This window comes from Saccharomonospora azurea NA-128 (genome assembly GCF_000231055.2).
GTDB classification, from domain to species: domain Bacteria; phylum Actinomycetota; class Actinomycetes; order Mycobacteriales; family Pseudonocardiaceae; genus Saccharomonospora; species Saccharomonospora azurea.
The window spans coordinates 477066-490615 of the sequence record NZ_CM001466.1 but is presented as its reverse complement, the minus strand read 5'-3'; the positions used below and the strand labels follow the sequence as shown (position 1 = coordinate 490615).

Annotated in this window: 15 protein-coding genes; 11 read left to right on the top strand and 4 right to left on the bottom strand. The window is 68.3% G+C overall.

Annotated features, from left to right (window positions below; genetic code table 11):
• Positions 1-84 precede the first annotated feature (84 nt).
• On the top strand, positions 85-681 hold the full coding sequence (locus tag SACAZDRAFT_RS02270; RefSeq protein ID WP_040927631.1) for a DUF305 domain-containing protein: 597 nt from the start codon (positions 85-87) through the stop codon (positions 679-681).
• 97 nt (positions 682-778) lie between these two features.
• Here SACAZDRAFT_RS02270 and SACAZDRAFT_RS23110 read toward each other — a convergent pair whose 3' ends face one another.
• Positions 779-1069: a hypothetical protein gene (locus SACAZDRAFT_RS23110; RefSeq protein ID WP_040927630.1), complete on the bottom strand. Its 291-nt coding sequence runs from the start codon at positions 1067-1069 to the stop codon at positions 779-781.
• 927 nt (positions 1070-1996) lie between these two features.
• On the opposite strand from SACAZDRAFT_RS23110, the gene SACAZDRAFT_RS02255 reads away from it, so the two are divergent.
• The 9 genes from SACAZDRAFT_RS02255 to SACAZDRAFT_RS22840 all read left to right on the top strand — a co-directional run bounded on the left by SACAZDRAFT_RS02255 (position 1997) and on the right by SACAZDRAFT_RS22840 (position 10620).
• A complete protein-coding gene (locus SACAZDRAFT_RS02255; protein ID WP_005438247.1) occupies positions 1997-2344 on the top strand; it encodes an NADH-quinone oxidoreductase subunit A in 348 nt (115 codons plus the stop codon).
• Positions 2335-3573 carry a DUF4779 domain-containing protein gene (locus tag SACAZDRAFT_RS02250; protein ID WP_005438246.1) on the top strand — a complete coding sequence of 413 codons (1239 nt, stop codon included), beginning with the start codon at positions 2335-2337 and terminating at the stop codon, positions 3571-3573. Before SACAZDRAFT_RS02255 ends, SACAZDRAFT_RS02250 begins: the two co-directional genes overlap by 10 nt.
• Positions 3566-4510 carry an NADH-quinone oxidoreductase subunit H gene (locus SACAZDRAFT_RS02245; protein WP_005438245.1) on the top strand — a complete coding sequence of 315 codons (945 nt, stop codon included), beginning with the start codon at positions 3566-3568 and terminating at the stop codon, positions 4508-4510. Before SACAZDRAFT_RS02250 ends, SACAZDRAFT_RS02245 begins: the two co-directional genes overlap by 8 nt.
• A gap of 17 nt (positions 4511-4527) precedes the next feature.
• On the top strand, positions 4528-5091 hold the full coding sequence (locus tag SACAZDRAFT_RS02240) for an NADH-quinone oxidoreductase subunit J (RefSeq protein WP_005438243.1): 564 nt from the start codon (positions 4528-4530) through the stop codon (positions 5089-5091).
• The gene (locus SACAZDRAFT_RS02235; RefSeq protein ID WP_005438241.1) at positions 5088-5393 is read left to right on the top strand and encodes an NADH-quinone oxidoreductase subunit NuoK; all 306 of its coding nucleotides are present in this window, start codon (positions 5088-5090) and stop codon (positions 5391-5393) included. Before SACAZDRAFT_RS02240 ends, SACAZDRAFT_RS02235 begins: the two co-directional genes overlap by 4 nt.
• A gap of 5 nt (positions 5394-5398) precedes the next feature.
• Positions 5399-7246, top strand: a complete 1848-nt coding sequence (locus tag SACAZDRAFT_RS02230; RefSeq protein WP_005438237.1) for a proton-conducting transporter transmembrane domain-containing protein — start codon at positions 5399-5401, stop codon at positions 7244-7246.
• Positions 7247-7269: 23 nt separating this feature from the next.
• Positions 7270-8763, top strand: coding sequence for a complex I subunit 4 family protein (locus SACAZDRAFT_RS02225; RefSeq protein ID WP_005438236.1), 1494 nt, complete (start codon positions 7270-7272; stop codon positions 8761-8763).
• Between the two features lies 1 nt (position 8764).
• A complete protein-coding gene (locus SACAZDRAFT_RS02220) occupies positions 8765-10183 on the top strand; it encodes an NADH-quinone oxidoreductase subunit N (protein ID WP_005438235.1) in 1419 nt (472 codons plus the stop codon).
• A gap of 206 nt (positions 10184-10389) precedes the next feature.
• Positions 10390-10620: a hypothetical protein gene (locus SACAZDRAFT_RS22840; protein WP_157606499.1), complete on the top strand. Its 231-nt coding sequence runs from the start codon at positions 10390-10392 to the stop codon at positions 10618-10620.
• 173 nt (positions 10621-10793) lie between these two features.
• On the opposite strand, the gene SACAZDRAFT_RS02215 is transcribed toward SACAZDRAFT_RS22840, so the two are convergent.
• Both SACAZDRAFT_RS02215 and SACAZDRAFT_RS02210 read right to left on the bottom strand, forming a co-directional pair.
• A complete protein-coding gene (locus SACAZDRAFT_RS02215) occupies positions 10794-11447 on the bottom strand; it encodes a vitamin K epoxide reductase family protein (RefSeq protein ID WP_005438231.1) in 654 nt (217 codons plus the stop codon).
• Entirely contained in the window at positions 11444-12115 is a 672-nt protein-coding gene (locus tag SACAZDRAFT_RS02210; protein WP_005438230.1) for a DsbA family protein, read from the bottom strand. The genes SACAZDRAFT_RS02215 and SACAZDRAFT_RS02210 overlap by 4 nt, the downstream gene beginning before the upstream one ends.
• Positions 12116-12201: 86 nt before the next feature.
• Between SACAZDRAFT_RS02210 and SACAZDRAFT_RS02205 the strand changes: the two genes are divergently transcribed.
• Positions 12202-12564 (top strand): ArsR/SmtB family transcription factor, encoded by a 363-nt coding sequence (locus tag SACAZDRAFT_RS02205; RefSeq protein WP_005438228.1) that lies wholly within the window; start codon positions 12202-12204, stop codon positions 12562-12564.
• Between the two features lie 69 nt (positions 12565-12633).
• Here SACAZDRAFT_RS02205 and SACAZDRAFT_RS02200 read toward each other — a convergent pair whose 3' ends face one another.
• Positions 12634-13545, bottom strand: a complete 912-nt coding sequence (locus SACAZDRAFT_RS02200) for a sterol desaturase family protein (RefSeq protein WP_005438226.1) — start codon at positions 13543-13545, stop codon at positions 12634-12636.
• Positions 13546-13550 lie beyond the last annotated feature (5 nt).

The window sequence follows — 13550 nt, the reverse complement described above, 5'->3', positions numbered from 1 at the left end:
TCACTTCCGGGCCTGCGAACCCACCTACTGGGTGAGTCCGCAGGCCCGGTCTTACGACGACATCCCGACGCGAAGGACCCTCCCTTGCCGCGCACACATCGTGTCCTGCCCTCGCTGGCTCTACTCCTCGTCCTCACCGCGGCATGCGGTGGCACAGGCGAGACCGACACCACCACCTCGACTGCCCCACCGAGCACAGCCCCCACCACGGCGATAGCCGACAGCGATCACAATCGCAGCGACATCGAGTTCGCCCAGGACATGATCCCGCACCACGAACAGGCCGTCGTGGTCGCCGAACTCGCGCTGGAACGCGCGTCCAGCCCCGAGGTGAAAGACCTCGCGCAGCGCATCAAGGACGCTCAGAACCCCGAAAAGAACGCACTACTGGCACAACTGAGGTTGTGGGGCGAAACAGTCACACCGGGCGGCGCGAGCGGCGAACACGACCACTCCCACCTCATGACCGAGGAGACATTCCAGCAACTCCAGCAGAGCACGGGCCCGGCATTCGACACACTGTGGCTGCAAACCATGCTCGAACATCACCAAGGCGCCGTCGACATCGCACAAGCGCAACTCCGCAACGGCAGCGACACCCTGACGTCGATGTACGCCCAAGACATCGTCGACCGGCAGAGCAAGGAGATCGAAGAGATGACGGCACTACTGGGGCAGTAGGACACACGGAGCACAAACCGCGTAGTCATGCCAAGCTACTCATCGCACAAACTGGCCGGCGTCGAGCGGTCTCAGACCAGGTGGCAGCCTGCCGGCGTTACTGCCGCACTGCATTCTTCGGGTCCTCGATTCGCTGCCGTCCGACACCGACGATGGCCTGGAGAAGCAGGGAGGGGCGCGTACCCACGGAGTTGACGAAGATAGTGGTGACCGAGGCTGCCATGGCGACCATCGCCCAGACCGGGTACACCAGGCCGGTCGTGGCGAGCGGGACGCCGATGCCGTTGAACAGAAACGCCAGGGCAATGTTGCCGCGGGCGTGCCGATAGGCGCGGTCGCTGATGTCGCGGGCATCCAGCACGGCACCGACCTGGTCGTGCAGCAGCACGATGTCGGCCGGTTCGACGGCGATGTCGGTGCCGACGCCACTGCCGACAGGTCGGCCCTGGCGTCGGTCAGCAGGCTGGGTCGCCCCGACACGGTGGCATGCACGCCAGAGCCGGTGACCGACTCGGACTCCTCCGGCTCGCCGACAGTGAGGCCGCGGTGTTGCGCAGCGGCCACGATCGCGGGGGCGAGCGGATGCCCGGATGGCTTTTCGCGGCGGCGGCCAAAGCCAACACCTCGTCCTCATGACCGGCGACGGGGCACACGGCGCGGACGGTCGGCTTGCCCTCGGTCAGGGTGCCAGCCTTGTCCAACACGATCCGCCGCACCAGCCAGGAGGTCTGGAACGCCTCGCCGGTGCGCATGACAATCCCACGGTCGGCGGCCACCCCGTGCCGCGCACGATGGCCAGCGGCGCGGTGATGTCGACCGCGCAGGGATAGCCCATGTCTCGGCATGATTGATGCCCCAGTCGAAGGCATCCACCCCGAGTTCAGCGGTGTGTGTGCGATCCGGCTGCTGCTCTTGGCGGGGTCGACCCCAAACGGGACGGTCCGCACCAGCCAGGACGGCGGCGCGTCGTGAACCCGGCCGACCAGGTCAACGGTCCCTCACAAGCTCTCGCAGCGGGGAGCTACCCCCAAGATCTACGTCACCACCGAGACCGGCATCCACCGGTCAGGCGATGGTAGGCGCACGTTCCCACTGCGCTCCCGCTTCGCTGAGCATCGCCTGTGTCATAGCGACGGAAACCCTGTCCCTCCTCCCACATACCCGGGACAATTCGCGCAGAAGAACCGTTCGAGTGCCGCCCGCACCGGGGTGCCATGATGCGCCTGGTCACGAGTAACACACGGATCGTGAATACTTCCGCCACTGACGGGGAATACCCGTGCCTGGTATTGCATGTCGGCCGAGGGAGTAGCGCATGACCGTCACCGGTGCGCTCGTCTTGCTGGCTGTGGCGTTGGTGGGTGTCGCCGGTCTCTACGGCATCGCTTTCGCCGCCCGTTTGGGCGGCACCAGAGCCAACCTCTACCCGTTCCTCTCCGGACACTCACCCGCCGAGCACGCCGTGTCGCGGTACCACGTCCGTTGGTACACCGTCTCGATGATCTATCTCGTCTTCGACATGGAGATGGTGTTCATGTACCCGTGGACGCTGGTCGTCGCGGAGAAGGGCACGTCGGCGGTCGTGGAGATGTTCGTGTTCCTCGCGATCCTTTTCGCGGGTGTCGTCTACGCGTGGCGTGAGGGGGCACTGCGATGGGCCTGACCGGGTGGTTGTTGCGCCACACGCCGCCCCGGCCGTTGGTGACGGCCACACCGGGCGGCACCGCTGCCCGGCTCGCCGTCGAACGGGTGCTGCGTGAGCGCGGCTGGCACGAGGCGGCGAGTCCCGCCGAGGCGAATCTCCTGCTCATCGCGGGCCCGCTCGACGACGACCTGGGGCCGTATGTGGAAGCGGTGTGGGCGCAGCTCCCTCGGCCACGCGCGCGGGCACAGATCGACTCCGCGGCGGCCGCACCGTCCGCAGTGAATGAAGTGGTCGCCACCCTCCGGGACACCGGTCTCCAGCGCCACCAGGCCGACGACGCACCGCCCGAGGGTCATGACATCGGCCATGAGCAGCAGGGACACCAGAATCACGAGAGCCACGAGGACGGCGGGCACGAGGACAACGAGGCCGGCGCCGACAACGGGCACCAGCACGCCGGGCACCAGCACGAGAACGAGAGCCAGAACAAAGACGAGAACGGCGACGGCGGTCACCAGCACCACGACATGGGTCACGACATGGGTGGCATGGACATGCCCGGCAACGTCGCGATGGCCGATCGGGGCGAGGACCGGGACGGGCTCACCCTCGACCGGGTGCATCTGCCGCTCGGCCCGGTGCTGCCGAACTGGCCCGCCGGGCTCGTCGTGCACAGCACCCTGCAGGGTGACACCATCCAGGACGCGACCGTCGAGACCGTGGGCTGTGGGCGTGACCCGTACCTCCATCCGTTCTGGACCGGTGACACCTACCTGATGGCCGCTCGGCGCCTCGACTCGTGCGCCCGCCTCCTGTCGGTCGCGGGCTGGGCCGACGCCGCGGCCACCGCCCGCCGGTTTCGCGACGAGATACTGCCCGGCGGCTGGTCGGTGCGGCCGGAGAACATAGCCCCGATGCTCTCGGCATGGGCGCGGCGCGTCCGCCGCTCGCGTGTCCTGCGCTGGTCCCTGACGGGGGTCGGCGTCACGCCTGATGTGCCCTCGACCCCGCCGGGTCTACGCGGCGACACGCTCGCCCGGCTGTATCGGTGGCTCGACGACGCCGAGCGAGCACTCACCGGCACCGTTACGCCGTCCGATGAGGACGACCGTGCGCGTGAGGCCAGATGGACGCTCGACGCGCTGCCTGGCCTCCTCACGGGGACGGAGTTCGCCCTGGCCCGGCTGCTGGTGGCCAGTCTCGATCCCGACCTCGATACCGTGACCGCCGAGGTCGCTCATGGTTGAGGCGATCGGGTGGCCCGGCGCGTTCCTCCTGCCCGTGGTGCTGGGTGTGCTGGCGCTGGCGGCCGCCGCATTCGACGCGCACCTTGCCGCCCGCGCGGCCGGGACCTCGGACACGACCGGGTTCAGCACGGCCGTCACGTCACCGCTGCGGGAGACAGCGGGCCTACTCGTGCAGCAACGACGACGCACCCTGGCAGCTGACACACTGCTGTGGCGGGGCGCGGGCGTCACGCTGGTCGCGGCGGCCCTGCTCGCGTCTCTCGTCACGCCCCTGGGGAATTGGGCTGTCGGGGACAGCGCCGTCGGCATCGTGTGGTTCAACGCGATGGAAGTCGTCGCCTGGGCGGCGGTGTGGCTGGCGGGCTGGGGCGGCAACTCCGCGTACGGGCTCATCGGCGGGTACCGGTTCCTGGCGCAGGGACTGGCCTACGAACTGCCGCACATGTTCGTGCTCACCACCGCGGCGATCGGCGCCGGTTCGCTCCGGGTGAGCGACATCGTGACGGCACAGCAGAACCTGTGGTTCGCCGTCTGGATGCCAGTCGCGTTCGTCGTGTTCCTCATCTCAGTGCTCATGATGGCGTTCTTCCCGCCGTTCGACGCGCCACTTGGCCGTGACATCGCCGGAGGGGCGGCCGTCGAGATGTCCGGCGCGGACCGGCTGGTGTTCGGCGCCGGTCGCTGGCTGCTGCTCGTGTCCGGCGCGGCGATGTCCGTGCCGCTGTTCCTCGGTGGCGGCCTCGGCCCGGTACTCCCCGGCTGGCTGTGGTCGCTTGTGAAGACCGTGGCGGTACTCGCGGTCCTGGTGTGGGTGAGCCGTCGGCTGCCCACCATCCGCATGGAGCGGTTCGAGGAACTGTCGTGGATCGTCCTGATACCGCTCACTCTGCTGCAGGCTCTGGTCGTGGCCGTGGTCGTCCTGGCCCGCACATCGTGACATGAGGAGGTGGACCGATGTGGACACAGATCGCGTTCTGGCTGTGCGCGGCCGGTGCCGTCATCACCGGAATCCTGGTGTTCCGAGTGGATTCCATGGCCAGGGCCACGTTCTCGCTGCTCGCGTCGTTCGTGTTCGCGGGACTGGCGTTGCTGCTGGTCCACCTGACCTATCTGGGTGTGCTCGTCATCCTCATGATGATCATGGAAATGCTCATCATGGTGGTCTTCATGGTGATGTACATGATGAACCCGGCCGGATTGATGCCCATGAGCATGGTGCACAACCCGAAGGGCTCACTGGGGATCGCCGTCGGGACGTTCGCCTTGCTCGTAGCGGGCATCTACCTCATCGACTGGCCCACGTCGCAGGCCTCACCACCGCCCGACACCACGAGGCAGCTGGGTGAGGCGCTCATGGGCTCAAAGATGCTCGTGATGATGGTGCTCGGGCTGGCCTTGTTCGCCGCGATAGTTGTCACCGTCGTGCTCTCGACCCACCGGGGCCGCTACGACCGCTTCGGCGACCGACTGGACCGCACGCGACCGCGTGACCCCGTGCGCGGAGGTGTCGGCCGATGACGCTGCAGGACTACCTGCTGCTGGCAGCGGCGCTGTTCAGCGTCGGGGTGTACGGCGCGCTGTCCCAGCAGTCCATCGTCATGGTGATGATGGGCCTGGAACTGATGATCAACGGCGTGCTCGTCGGCGGTGCCGGGTTCTGGTACTTCACCTCGCCGGTCCGCCCGGACGGCCAGGTGCTCGTGGCGGTCGCGGTGACCGCGATGGCCATCGAGATGGCAGCCGGGTTCGCCGTGGCCACGGCGCTGCTGCGGGCCCGTGACGTAGACATGACCGACATGGCCGCCGACCTGAAGGACTGACGGGCATGCTGTGGTCACTCTTCGGGCTGCCCCTCGTCGTCGGCGTCGCGCTGCTGGTGGCCGGCCATCGGGCCGACCATCATGCTGCGGTGGTGTCGATCACGACGTCCGTGGTGACGCTGGGAATGTCGATCGCAGCCGCGATCATCCGCCCGGCGATGTCGGTTCCCTACCTGCGCGGCATCACGTTCGGGCTGCGGGTGGACGGGCTCTCGGCGGTCCTCGTGGTGACCGTCGCGGTGGTGACGCTCGCCGTGCTCGTGTTCGCGGCGGGCGAGTTCGGCGCGGGCGAGGCGCAGGCGCGCTACCACGGGCTGATGCTCGTGTTCGCGAGCGCGATGCTGCTGACCGTCACGGCCACCACGCTCGTCACGCTGCTCATGGCGTGGGAGGTCATGAGCGCGATGTCGTACGCGCTCATCGGGTTCCACTGGCGCCAGCGCCGGCGCGCCGCATCGGGCACCGTGGCGTTCCTCGTCACCCGGGCGGCCGATCTCGGCCTCTACGTGGCGGCGGGCGCCGCGCTCGCGGGTGGGGCGAGCGGTCTCACGCTAGACGCGCTCGCAGGACTGCCGGACGGCTGGCGGGACGTCGTGGCCGGGGGCGTGATCCTTGCCGCGGCGGGGAAGTCGGCACAACTGCCGTTCAGTTTCTGGCTGGCCCGCGCAATGGACGGTCCAAGCTCTACCTCGGCGCTGCTGCATTCGGCCACGATGGTGGCGGCCGGGTCGTACCTGCTGCTGCGGCTGGAGCCGCTGCTCGCGGCCACCCCCTGGGCGCCCCCGCTCGTCGCGTGGCTGGGCGCGATCACGGCGCTGGCCCTGGGTGCCGTCGCGGTGGTGCAGACCGACCTCAAGCAGTTGCTCGCCGCGTCGACGTGCTCGCAGGTGGGTTTCATGGTGCTGGCAGCCGGAGCGGGTGGCGTGGCGGCCGGCAGCGCGCAACTCGTGGCACATGCGCTCACCAAGAGCTTGCTGTTCCTGACGGCCGGGGCGTGGCTGATGGCACTCGGCACCAAGCACCTGCCGGATCTGACGGGCGTGGCACGGCGCTACCCGGTGGTAGGAACCACGTTCACCGTGGGCGCGGTGACGCTCGCCGGGCTGCCCCCATTGTCGTTGTGGGCGACGAAGGACCAGGTGCTCACGGCCACAGTGCCGTCCGCACCGGCGCTGTATCTCGTCGGTCTCGCCGCTGCCGCGCTGAGTGCCGCCTACGCGATGCGGGCGGTGACGTTGGTGTGGTCGCCGCCCACGGCGGAACCGCGGTTCGACACCGAGCACCCAGGCACGCGCCGCGTCAGCCGGGCGCAGAGCGTGGTGCTGCCGCCGCTGGCGTCCGGGGCCGCGCTGCTCGGCGTGCTCGCGGTGCCCGGCGTGTGGTCGGCGTTCGCCAGGCTGGTGTCCCACGGCCGGGAAGCCACCCCGGAATGGTGGGAGGCCGCCGTCTCCGCCGCCGTGGCGCTGGCCGCCGCCGCTGCCGCCGTCGCCGTGGTCCGCCTCCGTGGTGACGTGCCGGAGCAGGGCGGGCTGCTGCGCTGGCTGGGTCTGGAAGCATTCGCGCGCGAACGGATCGCCCGTCCCGCCGTGACAACGGGGCAGGTACTCGCCCGGTTCGACGACCAGGTGGTGGCCGGTGCCGTGCGCGGGACGGCCACGCTCGGGTTGCGGCTGGCTCGCATGACGACGCTGCGCTGGGAACCGGTGGTGGGTGGCGCCGTGCGCGGAGTCGCCGGTGGTGTTCGGCGGCTCGGCCACCTCGCGCGCCGTCCGCAGACAGGGCAGCTCCACCAGTACTACGCCGAGATCGCCGTCCTGCTCACGGCGCTGGTCGTGTTGCTGATCGTGTTGTGACCAGGGTCGAAGGTGAGGTGAACGTGCTCAGCGTCGTGGTGTTCCTGCCGCTCGCGGTCGCGGTCGGGCTCGTGGCCATGCCACGGGTGAGTGACAGGGTGGTGCGCTCGGTCTGGATCGCGGCCACCGCGGCAGATCTCGCGTTGGTGGTGGCGCTGTGGATCGGGTTCGCGCCGGGGCCGTCCGGATTCGCCTACGAGGTGAACCAGCGCTGGATTCCGACCGTGAGTGCGGGATACCACATCGGGGTCGACGGGCTGAGTCTGCCGCTGGTGGCGCTCACGGCGGTACTGTTTCTCGCCTGCGCGCTGTACTCGCTGCGCCAAACCCACCGGATGCGGGCATTCGCGGCGCTGTTCTTGTTCTTGCAGACGGTGTGCCTAGGGGTGTTCGTCTCCCTGGATCTCATCCTGTTCTTCGTCTTCTTCGACCTGTCCATCGTGGGCATGTACTTCGTGATCGCGCTCTGGGGACACCGCGGCGCGGCGCGCGCAGCACTGATGTTCTTCCTCTACACGTTCCTCGGCTCGCTGGCGCTGCTGCTCGGCTTCATCGGCCTGTACGTGGCCTCCGACCCCCACACCTTCGACATCGTGGCCCTGACCGCGCAAAACCCGCTCGCGGGCGGAGGAATCTTCAGCGTGCTGGTGCTGCTGGCGATCCTGGTGGGCCTGGCCGTGAAGACACCGACGGTACCGTTCCACACCTGGCTGCCTCCCGCGCACACCGAGGCACCCGCTGCGGGCTCGGCCATCCTCGCCGGGGTGCTGCTGAAGCTCGGCACCTACGGTTTCGTGCGGATCGCAATGCCGATCCTGCCGGGCACCTGGCGTGACTACTCACCGGCCATCGTCGCCATCGGTGTAGCTGGCGTGCTGTACGGGGCATTCGTCGCGTTGGGACAGAACGACCTCAAACGGATGGTCGCCTACACGTCGGTGAACCACATGGGCTACATCCTGCTGGCTTTTGGGGCGGCCGGGCTGGTCGCGACGTCGGACGCGCAGGCCCACGACCTCGCGGTGACCGGTGCCGTCACACAGATGGTGAGCCACGGGCTCATCACCGGAGCGCTGTTCCTGCTCACCGGGGTGCTTTACGAACGCGGCCGCACCTACGACATGGACGCCTACGGGGGCCTTGCGGCTCGCACGCCCTGGTTCGCTCGGGTCACTGCCGTCGCCGCGTTCGCATCACTCGGGCTGCCCGGATTCTCCGGGTTCATCGCGGAGTTCCAGATCTTCACGGGCGCGTTGGGCCCTGTCCCGGTCGCCACGGCATTGGCCGTCGTCGGCATTCTCGTCACCGCGGCCCTGTTCCTGCGCGCCCTGCAGCGGGTCTTCCTCGGGCCGGTGCGTGCAGCCGGTAACGGCGACGTGGCCGACCTCGCGGGCGCCGAGGCGGCCGCCATCGTGCCGCTGCTGGCACTGGCCGTCCTCATCGGAGTGTTTCCCCGATTCCTGCTGGACGTGATCGAGCCCGCCGCCCGGGTCGTCGGAACGCTGGTGAGCCGCTGACATGCCCCGCACGATGCTCGCCGACCTGAGTCTGATCCTGCCGGAATTGTTTCTCACCGGCGGTGCCGTGTGCGGGCTGCTGCTGGGCTCATATCTGCCCCGGCGCGCCCAGTGGCTCGTGGCCGCGCTGGCAGGTGCAGTGTGCGTCGCCGGTGTTGCCGCGACCGTGGTGGGCTGGCCGCGTGATGGCACGACGGTGTTCGAGGGCGCCTACGCGCTCGACGTGGCCACGGCCGTGGTGCGCATCGTGGTGCTGGTGTCGGTGCTGCTGGTGCTGGCGATCTCGGGCGAGTTCCGTGGCCACGCGCGGCAGAGCGAGTTCGTGGTGTTGCTGCTGCTGTCCGCGCTCGGCACCATCGTGCTCGCCGGTGCGAACGACCTGCTGCTGCTCGTCGCCGCCTTCCTGCTGGCGAGCGTGCCGCTCTACGCGCTCGTCGGGTTCGCGAAGGACTCCCCCGGCACCGAGGCGACCATGAAGTACTACCTCCTGAGCGCGCTCGCCGGAACGGTGATGCTGTTCGGGGTGATGGCCGTGTTCGGCGTCGGCGGCTCCACCGGCTACGCCCGACTGGCTGAGACCCTGCCCACGACACCCGCCGCAGCCGTCGCCGCCGGTGCCGTCCTGGTGCTGGCCGGGCCGATGTTCAAGGCGGGCGCGGTACCCGTGCACTTCTGGGTACCCGACGTCACACAGGGCGCCCGTCCCCCGGTGTCGGCGCTCGTCACCACGATTCCCAAGATCGGTGCACTGGTGGCGGTGTACCGCCTCGTCGCGGCCGTGCTCGCGCCGACGGCGCTGAACTGGCCGCTGCTCGTGGCCGTGGTCGCGGCCGCCACGATGACGCTAGGCAACCTCGCCGCCTTCTTCCAGGACAACGTCCGCAGACTGCTCGCATACTCGACGATCAGTCAGGTGGGCTACCTGCTCATGGCGGTCGCCGCAGCTGGCGCGTCCACCCTCGCGTTGCCGAGCCTGCTGCTCTACCTCGCCGCCTACGCCGTGACGAACCTGGGCGCGTTCGCGGTCGTGGCGGCACTGCCCAACGCCGAGACCCTGACCGACTATCGCGGGCTCGTGCGGCGCCACCCCTGGTTGGCGATCAGCCTCGTGGTGTGCCTGCTCGGGCTCGTCGGCACCCCACCCACCGGCGTGTTCGCCGGCAAGCTCACCGTGTTCACCGCCGCGTTCGACGCGGGGTTCGGTTGGCTCGTGGCCGTCGCCATCGCCAACACCGTCGCGAGCCTGTTCTACTACCTGCGCTGGATCGCGCCCGCCGTGCGCCCCGAACCCCTCACGCTGCCGACCAACCACGGAGCCGCCGGCGCCGCCGCGGTCGCGGCCGCCGTGTCACTGGCGCTCGGGCCGCTCGCGGGGCTCGTCCTCGCCCCGCTCGGCCACCCGCTCACTCCGCTGCCGTGACGACGCCCCACGTCTCTGGCCTCCCGGTAGCAGGCGCCGAAAAAACAACTCTCAGCCGTGCACGCGCTGGTCAGCGGGTGTCGCGGCGTATCTCGTCGTCAGCGACCTTGTCGACGAGCAGGGTGTAGAAGGAGGGGATCCGAGGGCACCATCCCGGCCTCGGGCCGGGTGGTTGCGCTGCTGATCTTGCTCTACGCCCAACCCTGGTGAAGATCGCGCGGCTGACCACCGATGACGTACTGCGCGGCGAGGACCAGGTTCTCATCCACCTTGGCGACCCACCGACATCGGTTCCGCAGCCCTTTGCCGGCGTGTTGCTCGACTACCTCGGAAACCGCTCCAACATGACCATCGCGACCAATATGCCTGTGGCTGTGCAACCTTGGCCTGCCCAACATCGATGCCCGCACCGCCACGATCTGTCAGCCACTCCGTGAGGCACCTGCATCGGTCGTCACGGAATGCTCGGCTACCACCCCGTCACTGTCGAGACTCTGGCCGTCAAGCCCGGGATGATCTGGCAGCGGCAGACAGGAGGCGACCACAGTCGCAAGGTGAGCTGGCTGTGGTGGCGGGGTGGGGCGTACATGCTGCGCATCCTGTGTCCCCGCTAGCCGATCAGGCTGGACCAGTAGGGCCAGAATGCTTGACCGACCAGGGCGATGAGGATGAGGTACCACGTTGTGAGGATCGCACCGTGGTAGCGGAGCAGCGAGCCCGAGAGCGGGCGCAGCGCTGTCGGGAGCGGGAGGTTTCCGGCGGCGAGGTTGTGCAGGGTGGTGTACCAGAAGATCGGAATGGTCACCGCCCAGACGACCATGCAGTACGGGCACAAGGCACCGATCTCGTACACGCTCTGCACGAACAGCCAGTGCACAAACCCCACCCCGAAGAGGGTGCCCGCCTGCAGACCAAGCCAGAACCACCGCGGCAGACGCGCTCCCGTGAGCACCGTTATCCCGATGGTGGCGACCACGGGAAAGGCAACCACGCCGATGACCGGGTTGGGAAACCCGAACACCTCCGCCTGTGGTGTCGACATCACCGAGCCACACGACAAGATCGGATTGATACTGCAGAGAGGAATGTAGTTCGGATCGGCCAGCGAGTTGATCTTCTCGATCAACAGTGCCACCGCGGCCAGCGAGCCAACCGCGCCACCCACGGCCAGCACCCACGCGGCCGCGCGCGTCAGGAAGAAGCGTGTTTCCGGAGCCGCGTTCCGGTCCGGCCCGGATGCCAGCTCCTCTGGTGCGGTAGTCACGGTCGGGCCAGCGCGGACTCGACTGCGGTTCGTAGGTCATCCAGGGACTGTGGTGCGATCATCTCGCCGTTGAGGAAGAACGTCGGGGTGCCCTGGACTCCAAGGGCTTGGCCATCGGCCTGGTCTCGCCGCACGCGGTCCTTGGTCGCCGCGCTGTCCCAGTCTTCACGGAACTGCTCGAGATCGAGCCCGATCTGCCGTGCGTAGCCGAGGAACATGTCCCGTTGTGGTTGCTTACGGTGTCCCCATTCGGCTTGGTTCTCGAACAGCATCTGATACATGGCCTCGAACTTGCCTTGCTCGGCTGCTGCCTGCGCGGTCCATGCCGCGAGTTCGGCGTTCGGGTGGCTGGGGATGGGGAAGTACCGGACCACGTAGGTGATCTGGCCCGCGTACTCCTCGCGGAGCTGCTCCACGGCCGGGTAGGCCGCGCCGCAGGCTTCACATTCGAAGTCGAGGAACTCGACCAGGGTGACCTTGTCGTCGGAAGCCGAGGACAGTCGATGACTGTCGGGACGGACGAGCAGTTCGGCGTTCGTGTTCTTCCCGTGAGCCTCCGCCGGCGGTGCGGTGTCCGGGCGGGTGGCGACCAGCAGAACTGCCACGGCCACGGTGGCCACCGCTGCCAGCACGATCGTGACCTTCAGATTGCGCGTCATCACCTTCATCCTCGCCTCGGCCAGCTTTTGGCCGCTCGAGTCCGAACTCTATACGTGCTCGCCCGAACATATTGACGCTCGTTAGTTTGAGCCTCATGAGTGATGACCGGTGCGAGCTGCTGTGTATCGACTTCGACCACGCGGAGAGCTTGCGTGCGGCGCTTCCGGAGGCCGACCCGCTCGACCGGCAGGCGACACGCTTGCGGGCGCTGGGCGACCCGACCCGGCTGCGGATCGCACATGCCCTGCTGGTCGGAACCGAGCTGTGTGTGTGCGATCTGGCCTGGATCGTCGGCTCATCGCAAGGACTGGTGTCACACCACCTGCGTCAGCTGCGCGCAGCGGGACTGGTGAGCTCGCGCCGGGACGGCAAGCTGGTGATGTATCGGCTCGCGCCCTCGGGGGAGCAGTTGCTGTCGGCGACCACGGCGCCCGAGGTGGAGGCGGATCCGGTATGAGCGTGGACTGCTGCGGCACCGACGCCGCCTCCTGTAACCACGACCAACGATGAGCAGGCTCGACGTCGGTCAGTGAGGTGCTGCGCCGGGCTTTACCTGGGGCAGTGGGTTTGTGTGTGGCTGGTCGGTGGTGCAAGCCCCGCTGGGGCGGAAGGGTTCGGCGAGTTGGGCGAGGTAGCCGTTGGGGTAGTGCGGTTTGGCGGCCATGCCGAGGTCGTCGCTGGTGAAGCGACGTTCGGGGTCGTAGGAGTAGGTGCGGAGTAGGTGGTCCCAGATCAGGGTGAACAGCCCGAAGTTGACGTCGCCGATGCCGGCCCATTTCAGGTGGTGGAAGCGGTGGGCTTGGTTGAGGGCGAGCACGGCGCGCAGGGGGCCGACTCGGTAGTCGACGTTGGAGTGCTGGAGGAGCAGTTGGACCGCGACGCAGAGGGCGAGGGCGTAGGCGACGCTGGTCGGCAGGCCGAGCAGGATCAGGGGGGCGACTCCGGCGGCGGTTTCGATGGTCTGGTGGAGGGGGTGTTTCATCAGTCCGTTGAAGCCGTAGGCGCGTTTGACGCTGTGGTGCACGGCGTGAAACCGCCACAGGGCGGGGATTTTGTGGCTGGCCAGGTGGACCAGGGTGATGCCGAGGTCGGCCACGAGTACCGCGATGAGCACCTGCACGAGGAAAGGCCAGTCATGGGGCCAGACGCCGTCGATCGAGGCGATGGCGGTGAGAATCGGCAGGGCGGCGACGCTACCGAGGGTGACGGTTTCGTTGACCGCGGCGTGGAGGGCGTCGCGTCGGCTGTCGTCGTGTGAGGTGTTCCAGTCTTGCCGATAGGGCAGGACGCGCTCGGCGGCGAAGGAGCTTGCGATGGCCAGCAGCAGCAGGCCGAGAAGCCAGAGTTTGTGGCCGCCGGAGGAGAGGATGGCGATGCCGGTGCCGTTGATGGCCAGGAGCATGAAGGGCACGTAACCGTATCGGATCAGTGTGCGCATGCTGC

Bases quoted from the DNA above. Each gene is read 5' to 3' on its own strand.
- SACAZDRAFT_RS02255 (WP_005438247.1), top strand. From the start codon at position 1,997: ATGACCGTCACCGGTGCGCTCGTCTTGCTGGCTGTGGCGTTGGTGGGT.
- SACAZDRAFT_RS02250 (WP_005438246.1), top strand. From the start codon at position 2,335: ATGGGCCTGACCGGGTGGTTGTTGCGCCACACGCCGCCCCGGCCGTTG.
- SACAZDRAFT_RS02245 (WP_005438245.1), top strand. From the start codon at position 3,566: ATGGTTGAGGCGATCGGGTGGCCCGGCGCGTTCCTCCTGCCCGTGGTG.
- SACAZDRAFT_RS02240 (WP_005438243.1), top strand. From the start codon at position 4,528: ATGTGGACACAGATCGCGTTCTGGCTGTGCGCGGCCGGTGCCGTCATC.
- SACAZDRAFT_RS02235 (WP_005438241.1), top strand. From the start codon at position 5,088: ATGACGCTGCAGGACTACCTGCTGCTGGCAGCGGCGCTGTTCAGCGTC.
- SACAZDRAFT_RS02230 (WP_005438237.1), top strand. From the start codon at position 5,399: ATGCTGTGGTCACTCTTCGGGCTGCCCCTCGTCGTCGGCGTCGCGCTG.
- SACAZDRAFT_RS02220 (WP_005438235.1), top strand. From the start codon at position 8,765: ATGCCCCGCACGATGCTCGCCGACCTGAGTCTGATCCTGCCGGAATTG.
- SACAZDRAFT_RS02210 (WP_005438230.1), bottom strand. From the start codon at position 12,115: ATGAAGGTGATGACGCGCAATCTGAAGGTCACGATCGTGCTGGCAGCG.
- SACAZDRAFT_RS02205 (WP_005438228.1), top strand. From the start codon at position 12,202: ATGAGTGATGACCGGTGCGAGCTGCTGTGTATCGACTTCGACCACGCG.
- SACAZDRAFT_RS02200 (WP_005438226.1), bottom strand. From the start codon at position 13,545: ATGCGCACACTGATCCGATACGGTTACGTGCCCTTCATGCTCCTGGCC.